22 protein-coding genes, 2 tRNA genes, 1 rRNA gene and 2 riboswitches are annotated in these 21,077 nt (G+C 42.5%); of the genes, 6 read left to right on the forward strand and 19 right to left on the reverse strand.

The genetic code is table 11. The features are described from left to right. The first annotated feature begins 50 nt into the window (after positions 1 to 50). Complete coding sequence (locus tag LCM09_RS20305) at positions 51 to 401, forward strand: DUF488 domain-containing protein (RefSeq protein WP_224885539.1); 351 nt, start codon at positions 51 to 53, stop codon at positions 399 to 401. Between the two features lie 64 nt (positions 402 to 465). Here LCM09_RS20305 and LCM09_RS20310 read toward each other — a convergent pair whose 3' ends face one another. Genes LCM09_RS20310 through LCM09_RS20325 form a run of 4 tightly spaced genes read right to left on the reverse strand, consistent with a single transcriptional unit; the run spans position 466 to position 4,355 of the window. Then, a complete protein-coding gene (locus LCM09_RS20310) occupies positions 466 to 1,293 on the reverse strand; it encodes a MetQ/NlpA family ABC transporter substrate-binding protein (RefSeq protein ID WP_224885540.1) in 828 nt (275 codons plus the stop codon). A gap of 17 nt (positions 1,294 to 1,310) precedes the next feature. Continuing rightward, positions 1,311 to 1,973 carry a methionine ABC transporter permease gene (locus tag LCM09_RS20315; protein ID WP_224885541.1) on the reverse strand — a complete coding sequence of 221 codons (663 nt, stop codon included), beginning with the start codon at positions 1,971 to 1,973 and terminating at the stop codon, positions 1,311 to 1,313. Continuing rightward, entirely contained in the window at positions 1,942 to 2,970 is a 1,029-nt protein-coding gene (locus tag LCM09_RS20320; RefSeq protein WP_224885542.1) for a methionine ABC transporter ATP-binding protein, read from the reverse strand. Before LCM09_RS20320 ends, LCM09_RS20315 begins: the two co-directional genes overlap by 32 nt. Then, on the reverse strand, positions 2,967 to 4,355 hold the full coding sequence (locus LCM09_RS20325) for an LLM class flavin-dependent oxidoreductase (RefSeq protein WP_224885543.1): 1,389 nt from the start codon (positions 4,353 to 4,355) through the stop codon (positions 2,967 to 2,969). The genes LCM09_RS20320 and LCM09_RS20325 overlap by 4 nt, the downstream gene beginning before the upstream one ends. Before the next feature lie 83 nt (positions 4,356 to 4,438). Further along, positions 4,439 to 4,540, reverse strand: a riboswitch (SAM riboswitch). A gap of 141 nt (positions 4,541 to 4,681) precedes the next feature. Continuing rightward, positions 4,682 to 4,787: riboswitch (SAM riboswitch) on the forward strand. A gap of 84 nt (positions 4,788 to 4,871) precedes the next feature. On the opposite strand from LCM09_RS20325, the gene LCM09_RS20330 reads away from it, so the two are divergent. Together LCM09_RS20330 and ssuE are read left to right on the forward strand one after the other, a co-directional pair. Next, entirely contained in the window at positions 4,872 to 6,014 is a 1,143-nt protein-coding gene (locus LCM09_RS20330; protein ID WP_224885544.1) for an acyl-CoA dehydrogenase family protein, read from the forward strand. 49 nt (positions 6,015 to 6,063) lie between these two features. Further along, positions 6,064 to 6,594: an NADPH-dependent FMN reductase gene (gene ssuE, locus LCM09_RS20335; protein ID WP_224885545.1), complete on the forward strand. Its 531-nt coding sequence runs from the start codon at positions 6,064 to 6,066 to the stop codon at positions 6,592 to 6,594. 133 nt (positions 6,595 to 6,727) lie between these two features. Here ssuE and groL read toward each other — a convergent pair whose 3' ends face one another. Further along, positions 6,728 to 8,368 carry a chaperonin GroEL gene (groL, locus tag LCM09_RS20340; RefSeq protein WP_224885547.1) on the reverse strand — a complete coding sequence of 547 codons (1,641 nt, stop codon included), beginning with the start codon at positions 8,366 to 8,368 and terminating at the stop codon, positions 6,728 to 6,730. Between the two features lie 48 nt (positions 8,369 to 8,416). After that, positions 8,417 to 8,704, reverse strand: a complete 288-nt coding sequence (gene groES / locus LCM09_RS20345) for a co-chaperone GroES (protein ID WP_224885549.1) — start codon at positions 8,702 to 8,704, stop codon at positions 8,417 to 8,419. Between the two features lie 342 nt (positions 8,705 to 9,046). Between groES and LCM09_RS20350 the strand changes: the two genes are divergently transcribed. Beyond that, positions 9,047 to 9,757, forward strand: a complete 711-nt coding sequence (locus LCM09_RS20350; protein ID WP_224885551.1) for a CPBP family intramembrane glutamic endopeptidase — start codon at positions 9,047 to 9,049, stop codon at positions 9,755 to 9,757. Then, complete coding sequence (locus tag LCM09_RS20355) at positions 9,754 to 9,978, forward strand: YdiK family protein (protein WP_224885553.1); 225 nt, start codon at positions 9,754 to 9,756, stop codon at positions 9,976 to 9,978. Before LCM09_RS20350 ends, LCM09_RS20355 begins: the two co-directional genes overlap by 4 nt. 37 nt (positions 9,979 to 10,015) lie before the next feature. Here the strand turns inward: LCM09_RS20355 and tatC are convergent, their stop codons facing one another. The 4 genes from tatC to moaC are packed head-to-tail and all read right to left on the reverse strand — an operon-like array spanning position 10,016 to position 12,184. Next, the gene (gene tatC, locus LCM09_RS20360) at positions 10,016 to 10,789 is read right to left on the reverse strand and encodes a twin-arginine translocase subunit TatC (RefSeq protein ID WP_224885555.1); all 774 of its coding nucleotides are present in this window, start codon (positions 10,787 to 10,789) and stop codon (positions 10,016 to 10,018) included. Between the two features lie 20 nt (positions 10,790 to 10,809). Further along, positions 10,810 to 10,992 carry a twin-arginine translocase TatA/TatE family subunit gene (locus tag LCM09_RS20365; RefSeq protein ID WP_224885557.1) on the reverse strand — a complete coding sequence of 61 codons (183 nt, stop codon included), beginning with the start codon at positions 10,990 to 10,992 and terminating at the stop codon, positions 10,810 to 10,812. 27 nt (positions 10,993 to 11,019) lie between these two features. Continuing rightward, complete coding sequence (locus LCM09_RS20370) at positions 11,020 to 11,658, reverse strand: redox-sensing transcriptional repressor Rex (RefSeq protein ID WP_224885559.1); 639 nt, start codon at positions 11,656 to 11,658, stop codon at positions 11,020 to 11,022. Between the two features lie 43 nt (positions 11,659 to 11,701). Continuing rightward, a complete protein-coding gene (gene moaC / locus LCM09_RS20375; protein ID WP_224885561.1) occupies positions 11,702 to 12,184 on the reverse strand; it encodes a cyclic pyranopterin monophosphate synthase MoaC in 483 nt (160 codons plus the stop codon). A gap of 231 nt (positions 12,185 to 12,415) precedes the next feature. Here moaC and LCM09_RS20380 point away from each other — a divergent pair, with 231 nt between their 5' ends. Next, on the forward strand, positions 12,416 to 14,338 hold the full coding sequence (locus tag LCM09_RS20380; protein WP_224885563.1) for an ABC-F family ATP-binding cassette domain-containing protein: 1,923 nt from the start codon (positions 12,416 to 12,418) through the stop codon (positions 14,336 to 14,338). Positions 14,339 to 14,589: 251 nt separating this feature from the next. Here LCM09_RS20380 and tsaD read toward each other — a convergent pair whose 3' ends face one another. The 9 genes from tsaD to rrf form a co-directional block, all read right to left on the reverse strand. Continuing rightward, the gene (tsaD, locus tag LCM09_RS20385) at positions 14,590 to 15,606 is read right to left on the reverse strand and encodes a tRNA (adenosine(37)-N6)-threonylcarbamoyltransferase complex transferase subunit TsaD (RefSeq protein ID WP_224885565.1); all 1,017 of its coding nucleotides are present in this window, start codon (positions 15,604 to 15,606) and stop codon (positions 14,590 to 14,592) included. Then, complete coding sequence (rimI, locus tag LCM09_RS20390) at positions 15,596 to 16,054, reverse strand: ribosomal protein S18-alanine N-acetyltransferase (protein WP_224885567.1); 459 nt, start codon at positions 16,052 to 16,054, stop codon at positions 15,596 to 15,598. The genes tsaD and rimI overlap by 11 nt, the downstream gene beginning before the upstream one ends. 10 nt (positions 16,055 to 16,064) lie before the next feature. Beyond that, a complete protein-coding gene (gene tsaB, locus LCM09_RS20395) occupies positions 16,065 to 16,760 on the reverse strand; it encodes a tRNA (adenosine(37)-N6)-threonylcarbamoyltransferase complex dimerization subunit type 1 TsaB (protein ID WP_224885568.1) in 696 nt (231 codons plus the stop codon). Then, entirely contained in the window at positions 16,741 to 17,211 is a 471-nt protein-coding gene (tsaE, locus tag LCM09_RS20400; protein ID WP_224885570.1) for a tRNA (adenosine(37)-N6)-threonylcarbamoyltransferase complex ATPase subunit type 1 TsaE, read from the reverse strand. The genes tsaB and tsaE overlap by 20 nt, the downstream gene beginning before the upstream one ends. A 9-nt stretch (positions 17,212 to 17,220) precedes the next feature. Beyond that, positions 17,221 to 18,210, reverse strand: coding sequence for a thiamine-phosphate kinase (gene thiL, locus LCM09_RS20405; protein ID WP_224885572.1), 990 nt, complete (start codon positions 18,208 to 18,210; stop codon positions 17,221 to 17,223). A gap of 199 nt (positions 18,211 to 18,409) precedes the next feature. Next, positions 18,410 to 18,485 (reverse strand) — tRNA-Asp (locus tag LCM09_RS20410). A gap of 179 nt (positions 18,486 to 18,664) precedes the next feature. Continuing rightward, a tRNA-Met gene (locus LCM09_RS20415) sits at positions 18,665 to 18,741 on the reverse strand. Between the two features lie 287 nt (positions 18,742 to 19,028). Next, positions 19,029 to 20,168: a trans-sulfuration enzyme family protein gene (locus LCM09_RS20420; protein WP_224885574.1), complete on the reverse strand. Its 1,140-nt coding sequence runs from the start codon at positions 20,166 to 20,168 to the stop codon at positions 19,029 to 19,031. 806 nt (positions 20,169 to 20,974) lie between these two features. Next, positions 20,975 to 21,077, reverse strand: a 5S ribosomal RNA gene (rrf, locus tag LCM09_RS20425); the annotation flags it as partial.

The following is a 21,077-nucleotide window of genomic DNA, read 5'->3' on the forward strand; positions in this document are numbered from 1 at the left end:
ATATGTAAATCTTGTCCTACAATCTTGTTGGTATAAGAAAGGTGATTACTATGTCCGTTGTATTGAAAAGGATCTATGATGAGGAAAAACCGCTTGGAGGTCATCGTGTGCTAATAGACCGAGTTTGGCCTAGAGGGATTTCCAAAGAAGATGCGAACTTAGATGAATGGATGAAAGATATTGCCCCAAGCTCTTCCCTACGTAAATGGTTTGCTCACGATCCTGATAAATTCGAATCATTTAAAGAAGCATACCAAAAAGAAATAAAAGAATCAGATGCTATGTCAAAACTAGATGAGTTGAAGAACATAGCTAGAAACAATAGGGTTGTATTGCTCTACGGGGCTAAAGACAAAGTGCACAACCATGCTGTTGTATTGAAGGAAATGATCGAAAAGTAGACTTTTATTTATAATGGCAAGGTAACAATAACAATAGGCTCCGAAGTTATTCGGAGCCTAGATTTTAATTTTGTTTAAACCACTCAGGCTGATGAAATCCCTGAAACTCTTCTTCAATTACTTTTCTAAATTCATCAGACCTTACTGCTTCCTCAATATCCTTAACATATTGCTCGTCCTTATCTTCCGTATTTACAACAACCTGGTTGATGATATTTTCAGGCAAATCGTCTTTTACGATCGCATCGTTCAGGTCCATTCCCGCTGCGATCGCGAAGTTCCCGTTCACTGCCGATACATCGACCGAATCGAGCGTTCTCGGGAGCTGTGCTGCTTCAACAGGCTTAAAGACAAGGTCTTTTGGGTTTTTTGTAATATCTTTTATAGAAGCACGGAGAGGATCGACATCCTCATCAAATTCGATCACGCCGTTATCTCGTAGTACCGTTAACCCTCGCGCAAGATTCGTAGGATCATTCGCAATCGCTACAGTACTTCCCTTTTCGATCTTATCTAACGAATTATATTTGTTTGAGTAGATGCCGATTGGAGCAGTAGGTACCCTGATCACACCGCTTAACTCCATATTGTTTTCTTTCGCAAATGCATTCATATATACTTCATGCTGATATAAGTTTGCATCGATCGAACCGCTCTTCAGTGCTAGATTCGGCTGAACATAATCATTAAACTCCTTGATCGTGACCGTGTATCCTTTCTTCTCAAGATAAGGTTTCACACCTTTTTCTAACATATCGCTATAAGGAATCGTTCCTCCTAGAATCAACTCTTCTTTCTCTACATTGCTTGCTTTACTCCCCTGGTCTCCACATGCTGACAGCAACCCGACCGTCACTAAAAGCACGATCATCGTTAACACATTTTTCTTCATTTGAACGACTCCTCACTCTATTTTTTGTCTACTGTTTTGGCGATAAAATCACCCATGTATTGAACGAGTTGAACAATGACGATCAATAGGATCACTGTCGTGAACATCACAGTATCGTCATAGCGATAATACCCATAGCGAATCGCTAAATCTCCAATGCCTCCACCGCCGATCGTTCCAGCCATTGCTGAATAGCCGATCAAACTGATAGCGGTTATCGTAAGCCCTGTAATCAAACCAGGTTTCGCTTCCGGCAAGACAATGTGCCGAATGATCATCCACGGCGAAGCCCCCGCTGCGACAGCAGCTTCGATGACGCCTTTGTCAATTTCACGCGCAGCCGATTCCACAATTCTTGCATAAAACGGTATTGCCGCAACCGAAAGGGAGACTGAAGCAGCCATAGGACCAATCGTTGTTCCTAATAAAAGGCTCGTCACCGGAAGGAGGAATACGAGCAAGATGATGAAAGGGACTGAACGAATTAAATTGATGATGATGCCAACCACTTGCTTCACCCATTTATTCTCTAGAAACAACCCTCGATCCGTAATAAACAGGATGACACCTAGCGGGAGGCCGATAATCACTGCGAACAACAATGCGATCCCTACCATGATCAACGTTTCAAAGAACGCGACATTTAGTTCAGGCAAGAGCTTGATAATGTGTTCCATCATTGATCACCTCCACGCTGTTTACTCGCTTCTCTAAATAAGATATCGCTTGATTTACTTCAGCCTCTTCGCCACTCACATCCATAATGAACACCCCGAGCGGCGTTTCTTGGATGTATTCAACTTTTCCATGTAAAATATTTCCTTTCACTTTGAATCTCTGTAGCATATCGGATACAACCGAATCGGTTGCGAGGTCTCGGAGAAACATGAGTTTAACGAGCTTCCCTTGGACTTGGTCAATCAACGAATCTGGAAGATGAAATTCAAGCACGTTTTGGATGAACGTCTTTGTTAATTCATCCTTTGGATTAGAAAAAATATCGAATGTGGTGCCGGATTCGACCACTCTTCCTTCCCGCATCACCGCACACCGATGACAGATTTCCTTCACCACTTCCATTTCATGAGTAATGATCACGATCGTTATTCCTAGCTTCTTATTGATATTCCTCAGCAATGAAAGAATGGATTTCGTCGTATTTGGATCAAGGGCTGACGTCGCTTCATCGCAAAGCAACACCTTCGGATCGTTTGCTAACGCTCGAGCAATACTCACCCTCTGTTTTTGTCCACCGCTCAATTGCGATGGATATTTCCGTTTCTGGTCAGCGAGATCAACGACATTTAACAAATGATCTACTTTTTCCTCAATATGTTTTTTACTCACACCGGCAGCCAGAAGCGCAAATGCTACGTTGTCATAGACGGTTTTTGAAGCAACCAAATAGAACCCTTGAAAAATCATTCCGATCGATTGCCTTGCTTTTCGAAGCGCTTTATTCGATAGCGATAGCAAGTCGATTCCATCAACGTGGACGGACCCTTTCGTCGGCCTTTCCAAAGCATTAATAAACCGTAAGAGCGTACTTTTACCTGCTCCGCTATACCCAACGATTCCGTAGATTTCTCCCTTTTCTACACGAAGAGAAACGTTATCGACAGCAACGATTTTGTCCTTCTTTCCATACTCTTTCGTAATCTCTCTTAGTTCGATCATCGCACGACTTCCTTACGAAAAGCATAGGCTTTTCCTGGATGATCATCTGGTAGTCTCGCTTCTCGGTCAAACAGCTTTTCACGCAACGTACCTTCTGCATACTCCTTTTTATATAACCCGCGTTTCTGTAATTCAGGAACGACTAACTCTATAAAAGCTTCTAAATCTCCTGGAGTAACAAGGTGATTCAAATTAAAACCATCCACTCCGGAAGCTTCGAATTGAAACTGGATCGCATCTGCTACCTCGGTAGGATTGCCGACGATCACACTATTTCGGTCGATCGATTCAAAACGATTTAACACTTCTCTTACAGTCAGTTTCTTCGGGGCATCCTTCGTCAACGTCGCTGCTTTATACTGGCCACCTTCTGTTGATTTCTTATATTCAAACGGCTCATCAAGATCCATTTTTTCAAATTCCGCTACATCATAGCCACTTGCACCGTATTGCGCTTTGGCTGCATCAGCGCTCCAAACCTTGTTGTATTCCTCAAACTTCTGCTCCGCTTCCTCCGTCGTTTCACCGACAATCACACTTAAAAACGAGAAGATCTTAACGTGGTCAGGATTTCTTCCATGCTTAACGGCACGCTCACGAATGTCCTCGGCATAATACCGGATTCGCTCTGGTGTAGGACCGCCAACAAATACACACTCCGCATGCTTTGAAGCGAATTCGCGCCCTTTCTCAGAAGTTCCAGCTTGGTAGATGACAGGCGTTCGTTGTGGAGATGGCTCACTAAGATGAGGCCCTTCCACACTGAAATATTGACCTTCATGATTGATTTCATGAACTTTGTGTGGATCAACAAGCGTATCCGTTTGATGATCTTCAACAACCGCTCCATCTTCCCAACTGCTCTCCCACAGTTTGTAAGAAACGTCCATATACTCATGAGCAATATCATACCGTTCATCATGACGAATCATCTTATCGAGACCAAAATTACGTGCTGCATTCGGTAAATAAGACGTCACAACATTCCAGGCAACTCGCCCTTTTGTTAGATGATCAAGGGTAGAAAACCTGCGCGCATTCCCAAACGGTGCTTCGTATGTCGTACTCACCGTTACAGCGAATGAGAGGTGCTCGGTGACACTTGCCATCGCTGGAACAAGAAGCGCGGGATCGTTGATCGGAACTTGCAATCCGTCACGGATAGACGGTTCTTTACTCTTTTGATAAACATCATACACACCGAGTACATCCGCAAAGAACACCGCATCGAACTTTCCTCTCTCTAATGTCTTAGCAAGGTCGATCCAGTAGTCTAAATCTTTGTATCTCTTATGACGCTTGCTCTCTGCATGTTTCCATAGCCCGTGCGAATTGTGCATCGAACTGTTCATGTCAAACGCATTTAAAATAATTTGTTTACTCATCTCTCCATACCTCCACTCTTTTTTTAGAACGTAAAAAGGCCTCTTCATAAGAAAAGAAGAGGCCGTGAAAAAGCAACTGTCTTTTCTTATCCTTCAAGCATCGCTTGCTGGAATTGGCACAGTACTCATCCGAGTCTGTTGCCGAGGCTTCAAAGGGCCAGTCCCTCCACCTCTCTTGATAAGAAAGTTTGTTTTATGGAATTTAACGATGAATATACAGCACCGATTCATGACCTGTCAACAAGATATCAAAAAATTATTTCTTTTCTAATTACTTATTGACATTGGATTAATTTGTCTTTATTCTATTCTTTAACGCGCTAATACATTTATCTAGAGTCAGGGGAGGAAACTGGTCCAACGATCCTGCAGCAACCGCTTGTAACAAGCAAGGTGCTCATTCCAGCAGACTTTTTGTCTGAAAGATGAAGCTTGTATGGTTCGAATCAAGGAGAGCCTAAGTCTACTTTCAGCTGAAAGTAGACTTTTTTTGTATAGAGAAAAAGGAGGATACCGATGCCATTCGCAACTGAAAAGCAACCTAACTTAGAAAAAGACGTCAAAGAACTTGTAGAACGGTTTAAAACAAGAGCCGCCAAATACGATGAAGAAGAAAGGTTTCCTTACGAGAATTTCGAAGACTTAAAGGAGAAGAATTTTCTATCTCTCACTGTGCCAAAAGAATACGGAGGCTACGGTCTTAACCTGTACGAGTTCTTGAAAGTTCAAGAACAGCTCGCATCAGGTGATGGTCCTACCGCTCTATCCCTCGGTTGGCAGCTTGGCGTTATCTTAGAAATCGCTGAATCGAGAGCGTGGGATGAAGCGGTATTCTCTAAAGTGTGCGAGTTGATCGTAAACGAAAAAGCCCTTCTAAACCTCGCGCAAACAGAAAAAGCAACCGGCAGTCCTTCCCGAGGAGGCATTCCTCAAACAACTGCCACGAAAACACCAGACGGCTGGTTGATCAATGGACGGAAATCCTTTACGTCGATGGCTGTTGCTCTTGATTACTCGATCGTGACGGCTGATGTGGATCAAACCGGCAAAAAAGGGTTTGTGCTGATCGATCATAAGCTTGAAGGCGTTCATGTCGAGGAAACGTGGGATAGCATCTCTATGAAAGGTACGAAGAGTGATGATCTCGTGCTACATAACGTCCACGTTAAACCTGAGGATCTTTTGGTAATCGAGGAGAATCACAAGGCATCACCGAAAGGATGGTACCTACAAATACCCGCTGTGTATCTTGGCATCGCAACATCAGCCATGGACTACACGGTCGAATTTGCCTCTTCCTTCTCCCCTTCAACACTTCCTGGGCCGATTAAAGATGTCTCGGAAGTACGTAGGAAGATTGGTGAAATGCAGTTAGAGCTATTCAACGCGAGAGAAGTTCTTTATTCTGTTGCAAAGCGATGGAGCGAAAATCCTGACGAGCGTCCACATATGGAAACGGACCTAGCAGCAGTAAAGCACATCGTGACAAATAGCGCAAACCGGGTTGTAGATTTAGCGATGCGCGTAGTCGGTGCTAGAAGTCTTTCTGCCAGCAACCCATTACAGCGGCATTTTCGAAATGTACGAGCAGGGCTTCATAACCCCCCAACTGATGATGCAATTGTTTATAGTCTTGCGAACAGCGTGTTTGCTGATTAAGTACGGTTTAGAAAGAATGTTATTACACTAGTTTAGGAGAGTGAAAACGATGAGCAATGTTGTACTAATTTACGGAGGGAATTCCCTTCAATCGAGATTAAAAGGAATTAAAGACTATGCAGAAAGCTATTTAGATGAGCAGTCGATCTCCTATGAATCAATCAATGTGATTGACTTACCTTCTACAGATTTAATTACCGCTAACTTTAATAGTCCCGAGATTTTAGAAGCAAATGAAAAAGTGGAGAAAGCGTATGCTGTGATTATATTGACCCCAGTTTATAAGGCATCGTATACAGGGATATTGAAAACTTACCTTGATCTTCTCCCTCAAAAGGCTTTGAAGGGAAAAGTTGTTCTCCCATTGATGATCGGTGGATCGTTCGGACACCTGCTTGCGATCGATTATGCACTAAAGCCTGTCCTGTCTTCCCTTGGAGCAACGAATCTCCTTAGCGGTGCGTATGTGATCGATCAGCATGTTCAGCGTGGTGAGGGGAATACGTTTGTGTTGGATGAGGAGGCGAAGAAGAGGTTGAGGGGTAATTTGGAGACGTTGGAGGAAGAATTGAAAAAATAAAAAAAGAGATGACGAACGAAATGTTCGTCATCTCTTTAAATTTTATGAAACGGGAGATGATGCAATATAGCTAAGTGAACTAAATGGTAGGGTCATTTTTTCTTCCCTCACTGAAATTCACTAAGTTATATTATTACATCATGCCGCCCATTCCACCCATACCGCCCATGCCGCTCATGTCAGGCATGCCGCCGCCTTCGTTTTCCTCAGGCTTGTCAGCGATAACTGCTTCAGTTGTAAGAAGCATAGCAGATACAGATGCAGCGTTTTGTAGAGCTGAACGCGTAACTTTTGTAGGGTCAACGATACCAGCGTCTACCATGTTTACCCACTCACCAGTAAGAGCGTTGAAGCCGATACCGATCTTCTCACCTTTGAGGCGCTCAACAACAACAGATCCTTCAAGACCAGCGTTGTGAGAGATCTGACGGATTGGCTCTTCTAGTGCGCGAAGAACGATTTTCACACCAGTTGCTTCGTCGCCAGTTGCTTCAACAGCTTGAACTGCCTTCACAACGTTAACGAGCGCAGTACCACCACCGGATACGATACCTTCTTCAACTGCTGCGCGAGTTGAGTTAAGAGCATCCTCGATGCGAAGCTTACGTTCTTTCAATTCAGTTTCAGTTGCAGCACCAACTTTGATGACAGCTACGCCGCCAGCAAGTTTAGCAAGCCGCTCCTGAAGTTTTTCTTTATCAAACTCAGAAGTTGTTTCTTCTAACTGAGCTTTGATTTGGTTAACACGAGCAGCGATCTTGTCAGTTTCACCAGAGCCTTCAACGATTGTTGTGTTTTCTTTCGTTACAACAACTTTAGAAGCGCGGCCAAGCTGAGTGATGTTTGCTTGTTTAAGATCTAGACCAAGATCTTCAGTGATAACTTCAGCACCTGTTAGTGTACCGATGTCTTCAAGCATTGCTTTACGGCGGTCACCGAATCCAGGAGCTTTAACAGCTACTGCGTTGAACGTTCCACGAAGCTTGTTCACAACTAGTGTTGCTAGAGCTTCACCTTCAACGTCTTCAGCAATCATAAGAAGTGGTTTACCTTGCTGAACAACTTGCTCAAGCACTGGTAGTACATCTTGAATGCTTGCGATCTTCTTATCAGTGATAAGGATATATGGATCTTCTAGAACAGCTTCCATCTTATCGGAGTCTGTTACCATGTATGGAGATGCATATCCGCGGTCGAATTGCATACCTTCTACTACTTCAAGCTCAGTAGCAAAGCCTTTTGATTCTTCAACAGTGATAACACCGTCGTTTCCAACGCGCTCCATTGCTTCAGCGATCAATTGGCCTACTTCTTCATCAGCAGCAGAAATCGACGCAACCTGTGCAATTGACTCTTTACCTTCGATTGGCTTAGAGATTTTCTTAAGCTCTTCTACAGCAGCTTTCGTTGCTTTTTCGATTCCTTTACGGATAACCATTGGGTTAGCACCTGAAGCAACGTTCTTAAGTCCTTCACGAACCATAGCTTGCGCAAGAACTGTTGCAGTCGTTGTACCGTCACCAGCAACGTCGTTCGTCTTGCTTGCTACTTCTGCTACAAGCTTTGCTCCCATGTTTTCAAAAGCATCTTCAAGTTCAATTTCTTTTGCGATTGTTACGCCATCATTTGTGATAAGTGGAGAACCGAACTTCTTCTCAAGTACCACGTTACGTCCTTTTGGACCGAGTGTAACTTTTACTGCGTTTGCAAGAGAATCAACACCGCGAAGCATTGAGCGACGGGCTTCTTCACTAAACTTAATATCTTTAGCCATTTGTTACCCTCCAATTTATGTAGTTCTTATTGTATTTGAATAGGTTAATTACTTGCTTACAACTGCAAGAATATCGTTCTCACGAAGAATCAAATATTCTTTTCCGTCATATTTCACTTCTGTGCCAGCATACTTACTGTAAATAACAGCGTCGCCTTCTGATACTTCAAGAGCTACACGCTCGCCAGAATCAGTCAATGCACCGCTACCTACAGATACAATGCGACCTTCTTGTGGCTTTTCTTTTGCAGAATCAGGAAGTACGATTCCGCTAGACGTTTTTTCTTCTAATTGAATTGGTTCTACTACTACGCGATCACCTAAAGGCTTTAACAACTCAAACACCCTCCTCAAGTGGATATTTATGGTTTGTTTTCGTTCTGTTAGCACTCATCAACGACGAGTGCTAACACATGTATATAATAAAATATTTTGCTATTCATTTGCAAGTAGTAAAGTTGATTTTTTTCACAGAAAATTTGCATTCCTTTATTTATCAACCCGTCCTATGAAAAAGATAAGACTTAAGCACTAGTTTTCTGAACATTCCCTCTTCTGTGTCGCTCCCTTGTCGAGGACCCTTATAGAAGGCATTCCCAATCATAAATGTGTTAAACTAATACAGTATGCAAAATGCCTCTTCCTAGGCATGCAAACCACTAAAAGGAGTCATGCTTCTTGGCAAAACATTACTGGACTATTTTAATGACCTATATCGTGATGCAGTTATCAGGATATCCGGGTGCTAAGCTATTTCAATACTTTGATATTCCGAATCCAATCGTAAGCTGGTCCGTTGTCAGCTTTCTAGGTGCACTCATCGTAATGCTGTTCCTTCTCCGCTCAACACCTGACGTTCCATTCGAGCGCTCTACCCGCGTTTCAGCTGGGCAGGCGGTAAGCTGGAGTATTCTTGGTGTCTTCATGGCTTATTGTGCTCAAATCATTGCTGCCATGATTGAGGTCAATGTATTCGGCATCGAGCCCGGATCGGAAAATACTGAGATGCTAATGGATGTAGCGAAAGCAACACCCGTCTTCATCATCGTCATCTCCATTATTGGACCTATTCTTGAAGAAATCGTATTTAGAAAAGTTATTTTCGGGGCATTATATACTCGTTTTAACTTCTGGATAGCCGGAATTGCAAGTTCGGTTGTATTTGCAGCAATCCACTTCGACTTTTCACATATCCTTGTTTATACGGCGATGGGACTTACGTTTGCATTTCTTTATGTGAAAACGAAGCGTTTGATCGTACCGATTATCGCGCATATGACGATGAACACAATCGTTGTACTAATAAACGTTTTTTATGCTGATGATATAGCAGACCTGCAAAAACAAGTTGAACAAATGGAATCATTTATTGGAGGACTACTAACATGAGATTTTCACCAACTCTAATGGGGTTTTTCTATGCTGGGCTAGGTTCGATCTTCACCTACCTTGCTGTTCAGAGCGCTCGTTCTGATGCAGACATGTGGAGCTTTTGGACGATTCTGTTGATGGTGCTGGCAACGGTTGACTTCGTCTACTCCATCCGCTTCTTTCTACTTAGAAAGAAAATCAATCAATTAAAGAAAAAAGATCAAAACAAAAAGCGATAGGGCTAACCTATCGCTTTTTGTATATCTTCGTATTTTTTTATTGATCGGAATTCTGCTCTGCTTCTGCTTCCTCCAGCTGACGTTTTGCCTCTGCTTGCAGCCTCTTTCTGTAGCCGTAGCGAGACACGAGAATACTGAATTCATATAGTAAGAAGAGCGGCACAGAAACCATAAGGTGTGAAATGATTTCAGGTGGTGTGATCATACCCGCGATGACGAGTAACCCAAAGTACGCATACTTTCTAATCTGGACAAGCATTGCAGGGTTCAACATCCCAAGTCTTGTAAAGAACAGAACGATCACAGGCAGCTGAAACACGAAGCCAAATGGTAACGTTAATTGAAATAAGAAGGTAAAGTATTGATTTGCGCCGTACATTTCCTGAATGTTAAGGCTTTCTGCCAGATTTCCTACAAAGTCGATGACAAAAGGAAACAGGACGAAATATGAAAATGAGATGCCTCCAAGAAATAAAATAAAGACTGATGGAATATAAGACAACGTTACTTTTCGTTCATTTTCAAAAAGTCCCGGCGAAACAAAAGCCCATAGCTGATAGAGAGCGATGGGCGATGTCATAATGAAAGCAATCAGGAACGCAAAGCTGAAATAAACCTTTAACGGGTCCGTTAATGTAAAAGCGTTCATCGGTATTCCTTGTGCTTCAGGAGCATTTTGTAGAAACACAATGACCGGCTTTGCAACAAAAAGGCCCGCAATAAAGGAGAGAACTAAGATAACGACAGTGATGATGATTCGTTTCCTTAATTCTTCTATGTGATCATAGATGGATTGTTTTTGTTCATCCATTCCTTATCCGTCCTAACCGATTACTGTTCGTTTTTTTTCTTATCGTTTGTATCATCGTCGTCATCTGCGAGTCCTTTTGTTGCATTCTTGAACTCGCGAAGTGTATTACCTGCTGCTTTACCAAGCTCAGGTAGTTTCTTCGGTCCAAAAATGATTAAAGCAACAACTGCAACTAGAGCGATACTTGCGCCACCCATTCCCATGCGTGTCACCTCCTTATGATTGATAGTTTAAACTGGATAATGCTTCATGAAATATACGAGAGCCTGCAGTTCAACTGCCAGGTCAATATGATGCACTCGAATATGATCAGGTACGGTCAAACGTGCTGGCGTAAAGTTCAGTATACCTTTTATGCCAGCCTCGTCCATTTGATCAGCAATCGCCTGAGCAGCATGGACTGGCACCGTTAGGATCACGACTGAAATGTCGTTCTTTTTCACTTGTTCTTGAAAATTATCTATATGGTATACCGGAATACCGCCAATTTCTTGATTCACTTTTGTGGGATCCGCATCAAATGCTAGTTCGATCTTCGTATTGTTATTTTTGATGAAATTGTAGTGAAGAAACGCCGTTCCAAGGTTACCGACTCCAATGAGAGCTACTCTTGTCGTTTCGTCTTGATCAAGCGTCTTACTAAAGAAAGATAACAGATAATGAACATTATACCCATACCCTTTTTTACCAAGAGCACCAAAATAACTGAAATCTCTTCTTATGGTAGCGGAATCTACCTTTATCGCATCGCTCAATTCAGCAGAACTTACCCGCTGCTTTCCTGATGCACTAAGATTCTTTAAATAGCGATGATAGAGCGGCAGTCTTTTTGCTGTCGCTTGCGGAATTTTTGTTTGATCAATATCCATAAACACCCTCCACATTGACCTCCGCGCTCAATATATGGTTGTACTACTCGCGCTTGTAATCCCCGCTTTTCCCCCCGGTTTTTGTAAGGAGATAGGTTTCCCCGATAACGATGCCTTTATCCAACGCTTTGCACATATCGTACACTGTTAATGCCGCTGCTGATGCTGCCGTCAGCGCTTCCATTTCTACTCCGGTGCTTCCTTTTGTTTTCACATGAGCTTCAATGGTAAGCTCATAACAAGAAGAGCTAAGTTCCCAGTCGAAATGAAGGTCAACGCCAGAAAGCGCTATCGGATGACACATAGGGATGAGATCAGACGTTTTTTTTGCTGCCATAATCCCGGCAATTTGAGCGACTTGAAGCACATCGCCTTTCTTCATATTGCCTTCTTTAATGCCGGAATATATTTCTTCACTAACCTGCACGCTCGTCTTAGCAACCGCTGTTCGAGCAGTCGGAGTTTTCTCTGTAATATCGACCATCTGTGCTCGGCCTTCTTCATTAAAATGAGTAAATGAACTCATGGCTGCCCCTTTCTTCTATAGATGATAGAAGGTTACATGCTGCTACTTGTGACTATACACCATTTCTATCCTTTTTGCTGTTTTTTAATAAGAATTTTTATTACCATTTAATGAACATTCCTTTAGTTGCTCACCTTGTCCTCACTACGATAAACTAAAAGGAACGTTATCGACTACAATTGCACGATTTAATCATACAACCAGAAGAGAGAAATTTGAGGTGAACAAGCAATGATTGCACTACAAGTAAATGGCGTATCAAAATCATTTGGTGCTGACCCTATTTTATCTAATATTAAGTTAGAAGTACAATCGAGAGACCGTGTAGCACTCGTTGGTAGAAATGGTGCTGGTAAATCTACTCTCCTTAAGCTCATCACAGGGCAATTATCCTATGATTCAGGAGATATCATCAAACCAAAAGACGTACGGATTGGATACATGGCTCAGGACACTGGCCTTGAATCAAACCTATCGATCTTTGATGAGATGCTTAGCGTCTTTGAAGAGCTTCGTGGTATGGAAAAAGAACTTCGCAGATACGAAGAAAAGATGGGTAATCCAGCAATCTATGAAGATGAACAGGAATACCAGCGTATCATGAAAGAATACGACCAGCTACAGGTCTCTTTCAAGGATAAGGGTGGCTATAAATACGAAGCAGACATTCGGACTGTCCTTCACGGGCTTAATTTCAAAGACTTCGATTATAGTACACTCATTTCCACTCTCAGTGGGGGACAGAAAACCCGTCTCGCACTAGGGAAACTGCTATTAACGAAGCCAGAACTACTTATACTAGATGAGCCAACAAACCACCTGGACATCCAGACGCTTACCTGGCTTGAAGGGTATCTCGCGGGCTATTCAGGTGCACTTCTTATCGTTTCCCACGACCGCTACTTTCTCGATAAAATCGTGAACAAAGTTTATGAAATCTCTAGAAACCGCGCAGAGCGATTTGAAGGAAATTATAGTTTCTATTTAGAAGAAAAAGAACGTCGCTATGAGCAGCAATTAAAAGAGTTTGAGAAACAGCAGAAGGAAATCGCCAAACTAGAAGACTTTGTTCAAAAGAACATCGTTCGTGCTTCTACTACCAAGCGTGCCCAGAGTAGAAGAAAGCAGCTTGAACGGATGGAACGAATCGATAAACCAAAAAGCGATGAAAAGTCAGCGAACATCTCTTTCTCAATCGACAAGCAAACAGGAAATGACGTGTTGAGTGTAAGAGAGCTATCGATCGGCTATCCTGATGCTGTGATCAATGATCAGCTTACGTTCGACTTGAAGCGTCAAGAAAGCGTTGCTCTCGTTGGTCCGAACGGTATAGGAAAATCAACCCTTCTTCAAGCGATCGTCTCAGGCAAAACGCTACTAGATGGGGATATCAATTTTGGAAGCAATGTGAAGATCGGATTTTATGACCAAGAGCAAACGAATCTTACATCTAACAAAACCGTTCTTAACGAATTGTGGGATGACTTCCCATTAACAGACGAAAAAGATATTCGTGCCGTACTAGGGCGGTTCCTTTTCAGTGGGGACGATGTATTAAAGATTGTTTCTGAACTTAGCGGTGGTGAGAAAGGAAGACTTGCACTTTCGAAACTGATGATGCAAAAGTCGAACCTTCTTATTCTTGATGAACCGACTAACCACCTTGATCTTGATAGTAAGGAAATTCTAGAAGAAGCGCTCATCCAGTTCCCTGGAACGATTTTATTCGTTTCTCACGATCGGTACTTTATTAATCGGATTACGACTCGCGTTCTTGAGTTGTCTACTGAAGGCGTAACATCGTATCTTGGCGATTATGATTATTACGTTGAGAAGAAACAAGAACTCGCTGAACTTGCCGCTCTTGAACAGCAAGAGCAAAACAATGCAGCACCCGAACCTTCAGGTAAATCGAGCTTCCAACAAGACAAAGAAGCAAAACGCCAGGAGAGACAGACTCTAAGAAGAATCGACGAAATCGAAAAAGAAATTGATTCTGCAGAAATTAGAATCGCTGAAATTGAAGCAGAACTTTGTATCCCTGAAGTTTTTGAAGATCACGAGAAAGTCATGGTCTTAAATGAGGAGCTCGATAAGCTCCGAACTAGAACAGAAGAACTATTAGAGGAATGGGGAGAACTACAAGAATCCTAAAACAGTCCACAGTGGACTGTTTTTTCTTTAGATAGGAAATATTCCGACATATTCACACAATCCACAAACTTATACACAGATTGTGTGCTTACTTTACGTGTCATTTCAAATTTATCAACATTATCCACAGGAACATTGATTGTTATCCACAATTCTTTACCCACAATAGAAATCCCTTTTTCTTCATATATAGAGCAATATGTCCACATTATCCACTACTTGTGGACAAGTTCAACATAAAAAAACCGGGACTAGATTCCCAGTTCTAATCCCGGATTTGCATTAAGCTGTAACGATGAACGCTTTCCTTTTCGGTATCCAATTGTGCCAGCTGCCGCAATCATGGCAGCATTATCTGTACAATAATGAAGTGGCGGGATGATCAGCTCGATATCGGAATCTGCGAACACTTCTTTCAGCGAAGAACGTAGTCCTTTGTTTGCTGCAACGCCTCCAGCAAGAAGCACTTGCTTTACATCATATTCTTCCGCCGCACGTTTCGTTTTGGTTACGAGAACATCGACAACGGCTGCTTGAAAACTAGCTGCTAGATCCTCAGGCTTAATCTCTTCATTCCGTTGCTTTGCATTGTGAACCGTGTTAATCACTGCTGATTTCAATCCGCTAAAGCTGAAATCATATGACCCTTTCTCAAGCCATGCACGTGGCAAAGGGACTGATTCAACACCTTCTTGTGCAAGACGATCGATATGTGGTCCACCTGGATAAGGTAACTTTAGTGTTCTTGCCACTTTGTCATAAGCTTCGCCTGCAGCGTCATCACGAGTTTCACCGATTAATGTGAACTCTCCCTCAGACTCCATATGAACAAGCTCTGTATGCCCTCCTGAGACAACGAGAGCAAGCAGTGGATACTTAAGCTCAGAGACAAGCTGATTCGCATAAATATGACCAGCTATATGATGCGTTCCGATCAGAGGCTTTTGATGAGCGAACGCCAAGGCTTTCGCTGTATTGACTCCTATTAAAAGCGCACCTACAAGGCCTGGTCCTTCTGTAACGGCAATTGCATCAACATCATCCATCGTTACTTCAGCCGTACGAAGAGCTTCTTCTAGAATGACCGTCATTTCTTCAACATGATGACGAGAAGCGATTTCGGGAACGACTCCTCCAAAACGCTTATGACTCTCAATCTGTGAAGCGACGATATTAGAAAGAACTTCTGTTCCACCTTTGACGATCGAAACCGCTGTTTCATCACAACTGGTTTCAATCCCTAGTATGATCTCTGCATTATTTTCCATTTAAATTCACCCACATTACTAGTGCATCCTCCTGGTTATCTGAGTAATAACTTTTACGGATGCCCCCTTCTACAAAACCTAGCTTCTTATATAAGTTCTGTGCAACTGTATTGGAAACTCTCACTTCAAGCGTCATTTTTAAAGCTCCACGAGACTTTGCAAACTGAATCGCTTTGCTCATCAACGCTTCTCCTAACTTCATACCTCTATAATCAGGATGAAGCGCGATATTGGTGATATGAGCTTCATCAATAATCACCCATACGCCGCAGTAACCTGCGATCTCTTCCCCTACTTCGAGCAAAAGATAAGTCGCAAACTGATTCACAACCACTTCATTATAGAAGGCTGACCGACTCCAAGGTGTCGGAAATGTTGCTTTCTCAATTTCCATGACAGCTTCAATATCTTCCACAGTCATTGAACGAAACGATATCGTTTTTTCCATAACGAATCCCCTACTTTTCTTGCGAAGCGAGCCACTTGGCTTCAGCCTCTGCCATCCTAACGTAATTCGGTTTAAACGAGTGTACATCCTCGATTGGTTCTTTCATCGCTCCAAGTACAGCAAGCTCTGATGGTCGAGCATTAGCGCAACTAACAGGAGGAAGAACAGCTTTATCTCCTAGGATCTCTACAATCGTTTCTTTGTGGTTCAACAAATCATTACTAATGAATAAGAACTGATCATGCGCATCTTTGTTTTGTTTAAGCCATTCCTCAAACAGAACGATCTGATCTTCATTCTTTCTCATAAGTCGCGTTCCATCTTTCACAAATACCCCATTGTATACTTGTCCTCTTCTCGCATCAAAAAATGGAACGATTGCTCCATCGAAGAAACGTCCGCTTTGGGCAAGAACTTCGAGACTCGATACCCCTACTAAAGGAATCTTTAGCGTCCACGCTAATGTTTTTGCTATACTGACTCCAATCCGAAGACCGGTGTATGAACCAGGTCCTTCAGCAACCACAATTCGATCGAGCTCATTCGGTTTCACGCCAACCTCTTCTAAAAGCTCTTCGATCGCTGGCATCAATCGGATTGAGTGATTCTTCTTTAAGTTTGTAATCAGCTCGCCAACAATGGTATCGTCTACCATCACGGCGATCCCCATTACATAGTTAGATGAATCAATCGCTAGTACTCTCATCTTGCAACTCCTTACAAACAGATTCATAAAAAGCACCAAACGGTCTTAATATCAATCTGCGTTCTGATTCTCTTTGGTGATAAATCTCGATCCTTAGTAGTTCTTTAGGTAGCATATCCTGTATGAATTTCGCCCATTCTACGACAGTTACACCTTCACCCTCAAAATATTCATTAAACCCTAGATCTTCATCACTTTCTTCTAACCGATACGCATCCATATGATAAAGAGGAATATTCCCCTCATATTCTTTAATGATGGTAAATGTCGGGCTATTTACGATCTTCTCTACTCCAAGCCCTTTTCCAATTCCCTTTGTAAAAGTTGTCTTGCCAGCACCGAGATCTCCCTCTAGCGTTAATACGCTTCCTGGTTTAAGCTTCTCTCCAAGCTTAATGCCAAGCTCGATCGTTTCTTCTGGAGATTTCATGATGAAAGCATATCCACTCATGGTCATCACCTATTCCTCAGACGAGAAGTGATTGAATCCCTTCTTGTCCAAAATATATTTGTTTTCCTTATTCATTAAGTAAACCTGACAATTGCCTTCTTTGACGAACCCTATTTTGTAGATAGGCTCATCCTGACTCTTAAACATCTTCTCAACATGTGGCCAATTCTCTTCTGAGACAGTTCCAATCAAAACAAAATCTTCTCCACCGTATAACATCCAGTCTAACCGCTGCTCAGAAGAATAAGCATCGAATCCTTCTGGACTTGGAAGTTCTTCTTCCTTAAGAACGATCGACACATGGCTCGCTTCAGCAATTTCATTTGCCTCACTAGCAATTCCATCACTCACATCATTCAATGAGATGCGATACCCACTCCTCGACAAAATTCGCCCTGCCTTCACATGAGGGACCGGGGTTTGATGAGCGGATAGAAAAGATGGTTTATTGGCATTCTCCTGCGTCGTTTCGTTCAATAAATAAGAAAGGCCCGCTGCCGACCCTCCCACCGTTCCAGTTAGAAAAACAACGTCACCAGGTTCAGCATTCTTTCTCAATAGCTTTCTGCCTCGCTCAACTTTTCCAATCACCGTTACGGACAATGTAAACTCGTCCCGAGCTGAAACAGTATCGCCACCGATCATGTCCATCTCATGCTCAGTTCCTACCGCATGTAAGCCACGATAAACTTGCTTGAGCTCTTCTTCAGACCATCCTGATTTTGGAATGGAGATCGACACTAGATAAAAGAGAGGCATGCCACCCATCGCTGCGATATCGCTAATGTTAACGGCCAAAGCTTTCCTACCAACTTGCTCTGGGCTCATTGTGTTTTTTGTGAAATGGACGCCTTCTACCATTGTATCAACGCAGGCAATTTCATCCCACCGAGAATCAACACGATAAAGCGCTGCATCATCACCAATACCTTCGATCAATTCTTCTCGTTTTGTATAAGCTGGTGTAATTGAACGTATAAAATCAAATTCATCTTTCAACCCAACTCATCTCTCTTTCCATTTTATAAAAAAACCTTAGGAATTTCATCCTAAGGCTCTCCTTCTAACAGTTTATCTTAAATTCTAGAAAAATCACATCCAATTCCAAGAAAGAACCGATGTGAAGTCATGTTTGTTCGTATAAAAATCCGTATAAAATAAAAAAAAGCGATTCGCTCGCTCTATCAAAATACTAAAATGGCGGTCCCGACGGGAATCGAACCCGCGATCTCCTGCGTGACAGGCAGGCATGTTAACCGCTACACCACGGGACCGTTATGTAATGTTTGAAAACTGTAAACTATTTGTTAAGAGTCTAGGTTGCCCTAAAGGACTCCGATTAAATTTTAACTTCGAAGTATATTCGACGTAGTTAAAATTTTGGTTGCACCCTAACGGGTACTACGATTAACTTTTAACAGAAAGCTTATTCAACGTCCTCAAAAGTTTAAATTGGTTGCGGGGGCAGGATTTGAACCTGCGACCTTTGGGTTATGAGCCCAACGAGCTACCGAACTGCTCCACCCCGCGACGATATTAATAAATTGATGCTGCACCTGCTTCTATATGCTGTGCACTGTTTCTTCCTCTGCTAGCTTATGCTCCAATGCGTATCCGTCGAAACAACTCGATGTTGATTCATAGAAGTAACGCTCGTTGCTCCACCCCGTGACGATATTAATAAATTGATGCTGCACCTGCTTCTATATGCTGTGCACTGAAAGCGTACGTAAGTAATGTCTAACGTCACAAGTAATACTATACCAGATAAGTACAGGTTATGCAACCTTTGAAAAAGAAAGAAAAATCCCCCTATATTAGAGGGATTTCTCAACGGCTTGCTTAAAAGCGTCTGCTATATCATTTTCATTCTCAATACCAACTGAAATACGAACGAGCTGCTTTGTAATTCCGAGCTTTGCCCTTGTTTCATCAGGTACTGTTCGATGTGAGGTGGCGATAGGGTAAGAGACCGAAGTATCTAGACCAGCTAGTGTTGGAACAATCTTCACCCAACCAAGAGACTTAAAGAATTGATCTACATTAACACTGTCTTCTAACTCTATGGAAACAACCGCTCCATTTCCTCTCTCAGAAACGTATTCTGGATAGTAGACACTCTTTATCCCATCCACACGTTTAAGCTCTTCAGCTAGGAATTGTGCATTTGTAACATGGCGATCCATTCGTACGCTCAATGTTTTTAGTCCTCTACATCCTAGCCATGCTTCAAACGGACTAAGGTTCGATCCAAGATTAATAACCTTTGCTTTCGCTTTTGCAATAAGATTTTCTTTCCCTACAACAACTCCTGCTGTAACATCACTATGGCCGCCTATGTACTTCGTAGCGCTATGTACGACAAGATCGATCCCCATTGTATATGGCTGGAGTAGGTATGGCGTCGCAAACGTATTATCAACCATCGTTACAAGACTATTTTTCTTACCAAGACTAGCAAGTTGATGTAAATCTTCTACTCTTAGAAGAGGGTTTGTGACAGATTCCGTGTATAACAATTTCGTATTTGGCTGAATGGCGTTCTCAACTGCTTCTCCGTCTGCAAAATCAACAAACGATACCTCGATACCGAAATCTTTTAATTCACTCTCGAACAATGAATACGTACCACCATATAGATCATCACAAGCAACGATATGATCTCCAGCTTGAACAGCTGCTAAAACACCAACTAGGATTGCGGATAACCCTGATGAAGTCGCCACCCCCTTAGGTGCTCCTTCAAGATCTGCTACACCCATGCCGAGATCATCCGTGTTAGGATTGCTAACCCTCGTATATAAATAATCTTTCTTTCCTTGATAGAAAGACTCCAGGTCATCAAGATCTTCAAAAACAAAAGAAGATGTTTGGTAGATCGGTTTAGCCTTACTTACAGTTTCAGCTTGTTCCTTACTAGGAAACCGAACTGCTCTTGTGTCGAAATGAAAACTCATTTACGTTCCCCTCTCTAATCTGAAATTCTTTTTCATTAACCTTACGTCTTATAGAGTTATTTATCAAGTATGGCGGTCGGAATATTCTAAAATAAATGGCAAGAGGATTGAAAATTGACTTTCGGGGAGCTTGTGATGTGGCGTTTGAGGTATTTATCAGCGATATTTTCATGTATATCAGCGAAAAATTAAATATATCAGCGCTTTTTTGATTATATCAGCGTAATGGGCACTTTTATTGGCGATATGTCTTTTTTATCAGCGAAGCGTTAATTGTAACTCTTGATTAGTCCAGACAATACACTGGATTCTGCGGGATATCCGCTATATTTTTGATATATCCGCGCTTTTCAGTTTTTATCCGCGAAATAAACAATATATCCGCTAAAATGAAATTATATGCGAAATCGTCTTTCCAACCATAGATTACACAAAACCTCATTCAGACAACACAAAAAAGCCAGAGACCACAATGATCTCTGACTTCTCATTCGCCTAGCGACGTCCTACTCTTGCAGGGGGAGAGCCCCCAACTACCATCGGCGCGCGAGCTTAACTTCCGTGTTCTCATACGGGGCGCGATAAGCGGCGAACTCGCCAGCTGCGCGATCCTGGATCCTCATAGATCTCCGACTATCTACTCCGGTCCAGACTCACTTGCTTCCTCGAATTTCTTGCTTCTCCCACCCCTACGAAGCTTTCGAAGATGCTCTTGTTTGTCTTCTCAATGAAGATTTCAACCTCACGGTTTAGCTATTTATATCTAAAACAAAAAAGCCAGAGCTCTATGCTCTGGCTTCTCACTTGCCTAGCGACGTCCTACTCTTGCAGGGGGAGAGCCCCCAACTACCATCGGCGCTGAAGAGCTTAACTTCCGTGTTCGGCATGGGAACGGGTGTGACCTCTTCG

It is taken from the genome of Guptibacillus algicola (assembly GCF_020171805.1).
In the GTDB taxonomy this organism is placed as follows: Bacteria; Bacillota; Bacilli; order Bacillales; family Guptibacillaceae; genus Guptibacillus; species Guptibacillus algicola.

Bases quoted from the DNA above. Each gene is read 5' to 3' on its own strand.
- LCM09_RS20305 (WP_224885539.1), top strand. From the start codon at position 51: ATGTCCGTTGTATTGAAAAGGATCTATGATGAGGAAAAACCGCTTGGA.
- LCM09_RS20310 (WP_224885540.1), bottom strand. From the start codon at position 1,293: ATGAAGAAAAATGTGTTAACGATGATCGTGCTTTTAGTGACGGTCGGG.
- LCM09_RS20315 (WP_224885541.1), bottom strand. From the start codon at position 1,973: ATGATGGAACACATTATCAAGCTCTTGCCTGAACTAAATGTCGCGTTC.
- LCM09_RS20320 (WP_224885542.1), bottom strand. From the start codon at position 2,970: ATGATCGAACTAAGAGAGATTACGAAAGAGTATGGAAAGAAGGACAAA.
- LCM09_RS20325 (WP_224885543.1), bottom strand. From the start codon at position 4,355: ATGAGTAAACAAATTATTTTAAATGCGTTTGACATGAACAGTTCGATG.
- LCM09_RS20330 (WP_224885544.1), top strand. From the start codon at position 4,872: ATGCCATTCGCAACTGAAAAGCAACCTAACTTAGAAAAAGACGTCAAA.
- ssuE (WP_224885545.1), top strand. From the start codon at position 6,064: ATGAGCAATGTTGTACTAATTTACGGAGGGAATTCCCTTCAATCGAGA.
- groL (WP_224885547.1), bottom strand. From the start codon at position 8,368: ATGGCTAAAGATATTAAGTTTAGTGAAGAAGCCCGTCGCTCAATGCTT.
- LCM09_RS20355 (WP_224885553.1), top strand. From the start codon at position 9,754: ATGAGATTTTCACCAACTCTAATGGGGTTTTTCTATGCTGGGCTAGGT.
- tatC (WP_224885555.1), bottom strand. From the start codon at position 10,789: ATGGATGAACAAAAACAATCCATCTATGATCACATAGAAGAATTAAGG.
- LCM09_RS20365 (WP_224885557.1), bottom strand. From the start codon at position 10,992: ATGGGAATGGGTGGCGCAAGTATCGCTCTAGTTGCAGTTGTTGCTTTA.
- LCM09_RS20370 (WP_224885559.1), bottom strand. From the start codon at position 11,658: ATGGATATTGATCAAACAAAAATTCCGCAAGCGACAGCAAAAAGACTG.
- moaC (WP_224885561.1), bottom strand. From the start codon at position 12,184: ATGAGTTCATTTACTCATTTTAATGAAGAAGGCCGAGCACAGATGGTC.
- LCM09_RS20380 (WP_224885563.1), top strand. From the start codon at position 12,416: ATGATTGCACTACAAGTAAATGGCGTATCAAAATCATTTGGTGCTGAC.
- tsaD (WP_224885565.1), bottom strand. From the start codon at position 15,606: ATGGAAAATAATGCAGAGATCATACTAGGGATTGAAACCAGTTGTGAT.
- rimI (WP_224885567.1), bottom strand. From the start codon at position 16,054: ATGGAAAAAACGATATCGTTTCGTTCAATGACTGTGGAAGATATTGAA.
- tsaB (WP_224885568.1), bottom strand. From the start codon at position 16,760: ATGAGAGTACTAGCGATTGATTCATCTAACTATGTAATGGGGATCGCC.
- tsaE (WP_224885570.1), bottom strand. From the start codon at position 17,211: ATGAGTGGATATGCTTTCATCATGAAATCTCCAGAAGAAACGATCGAG.
- LCM09_RS20420 (WP_224885574.1), bottom strand. From the start codon at position 20,168: ATGAGTTTTCATTTCGACACAAGAGCAGTTCGGTTTCCTAGTAAGGAA.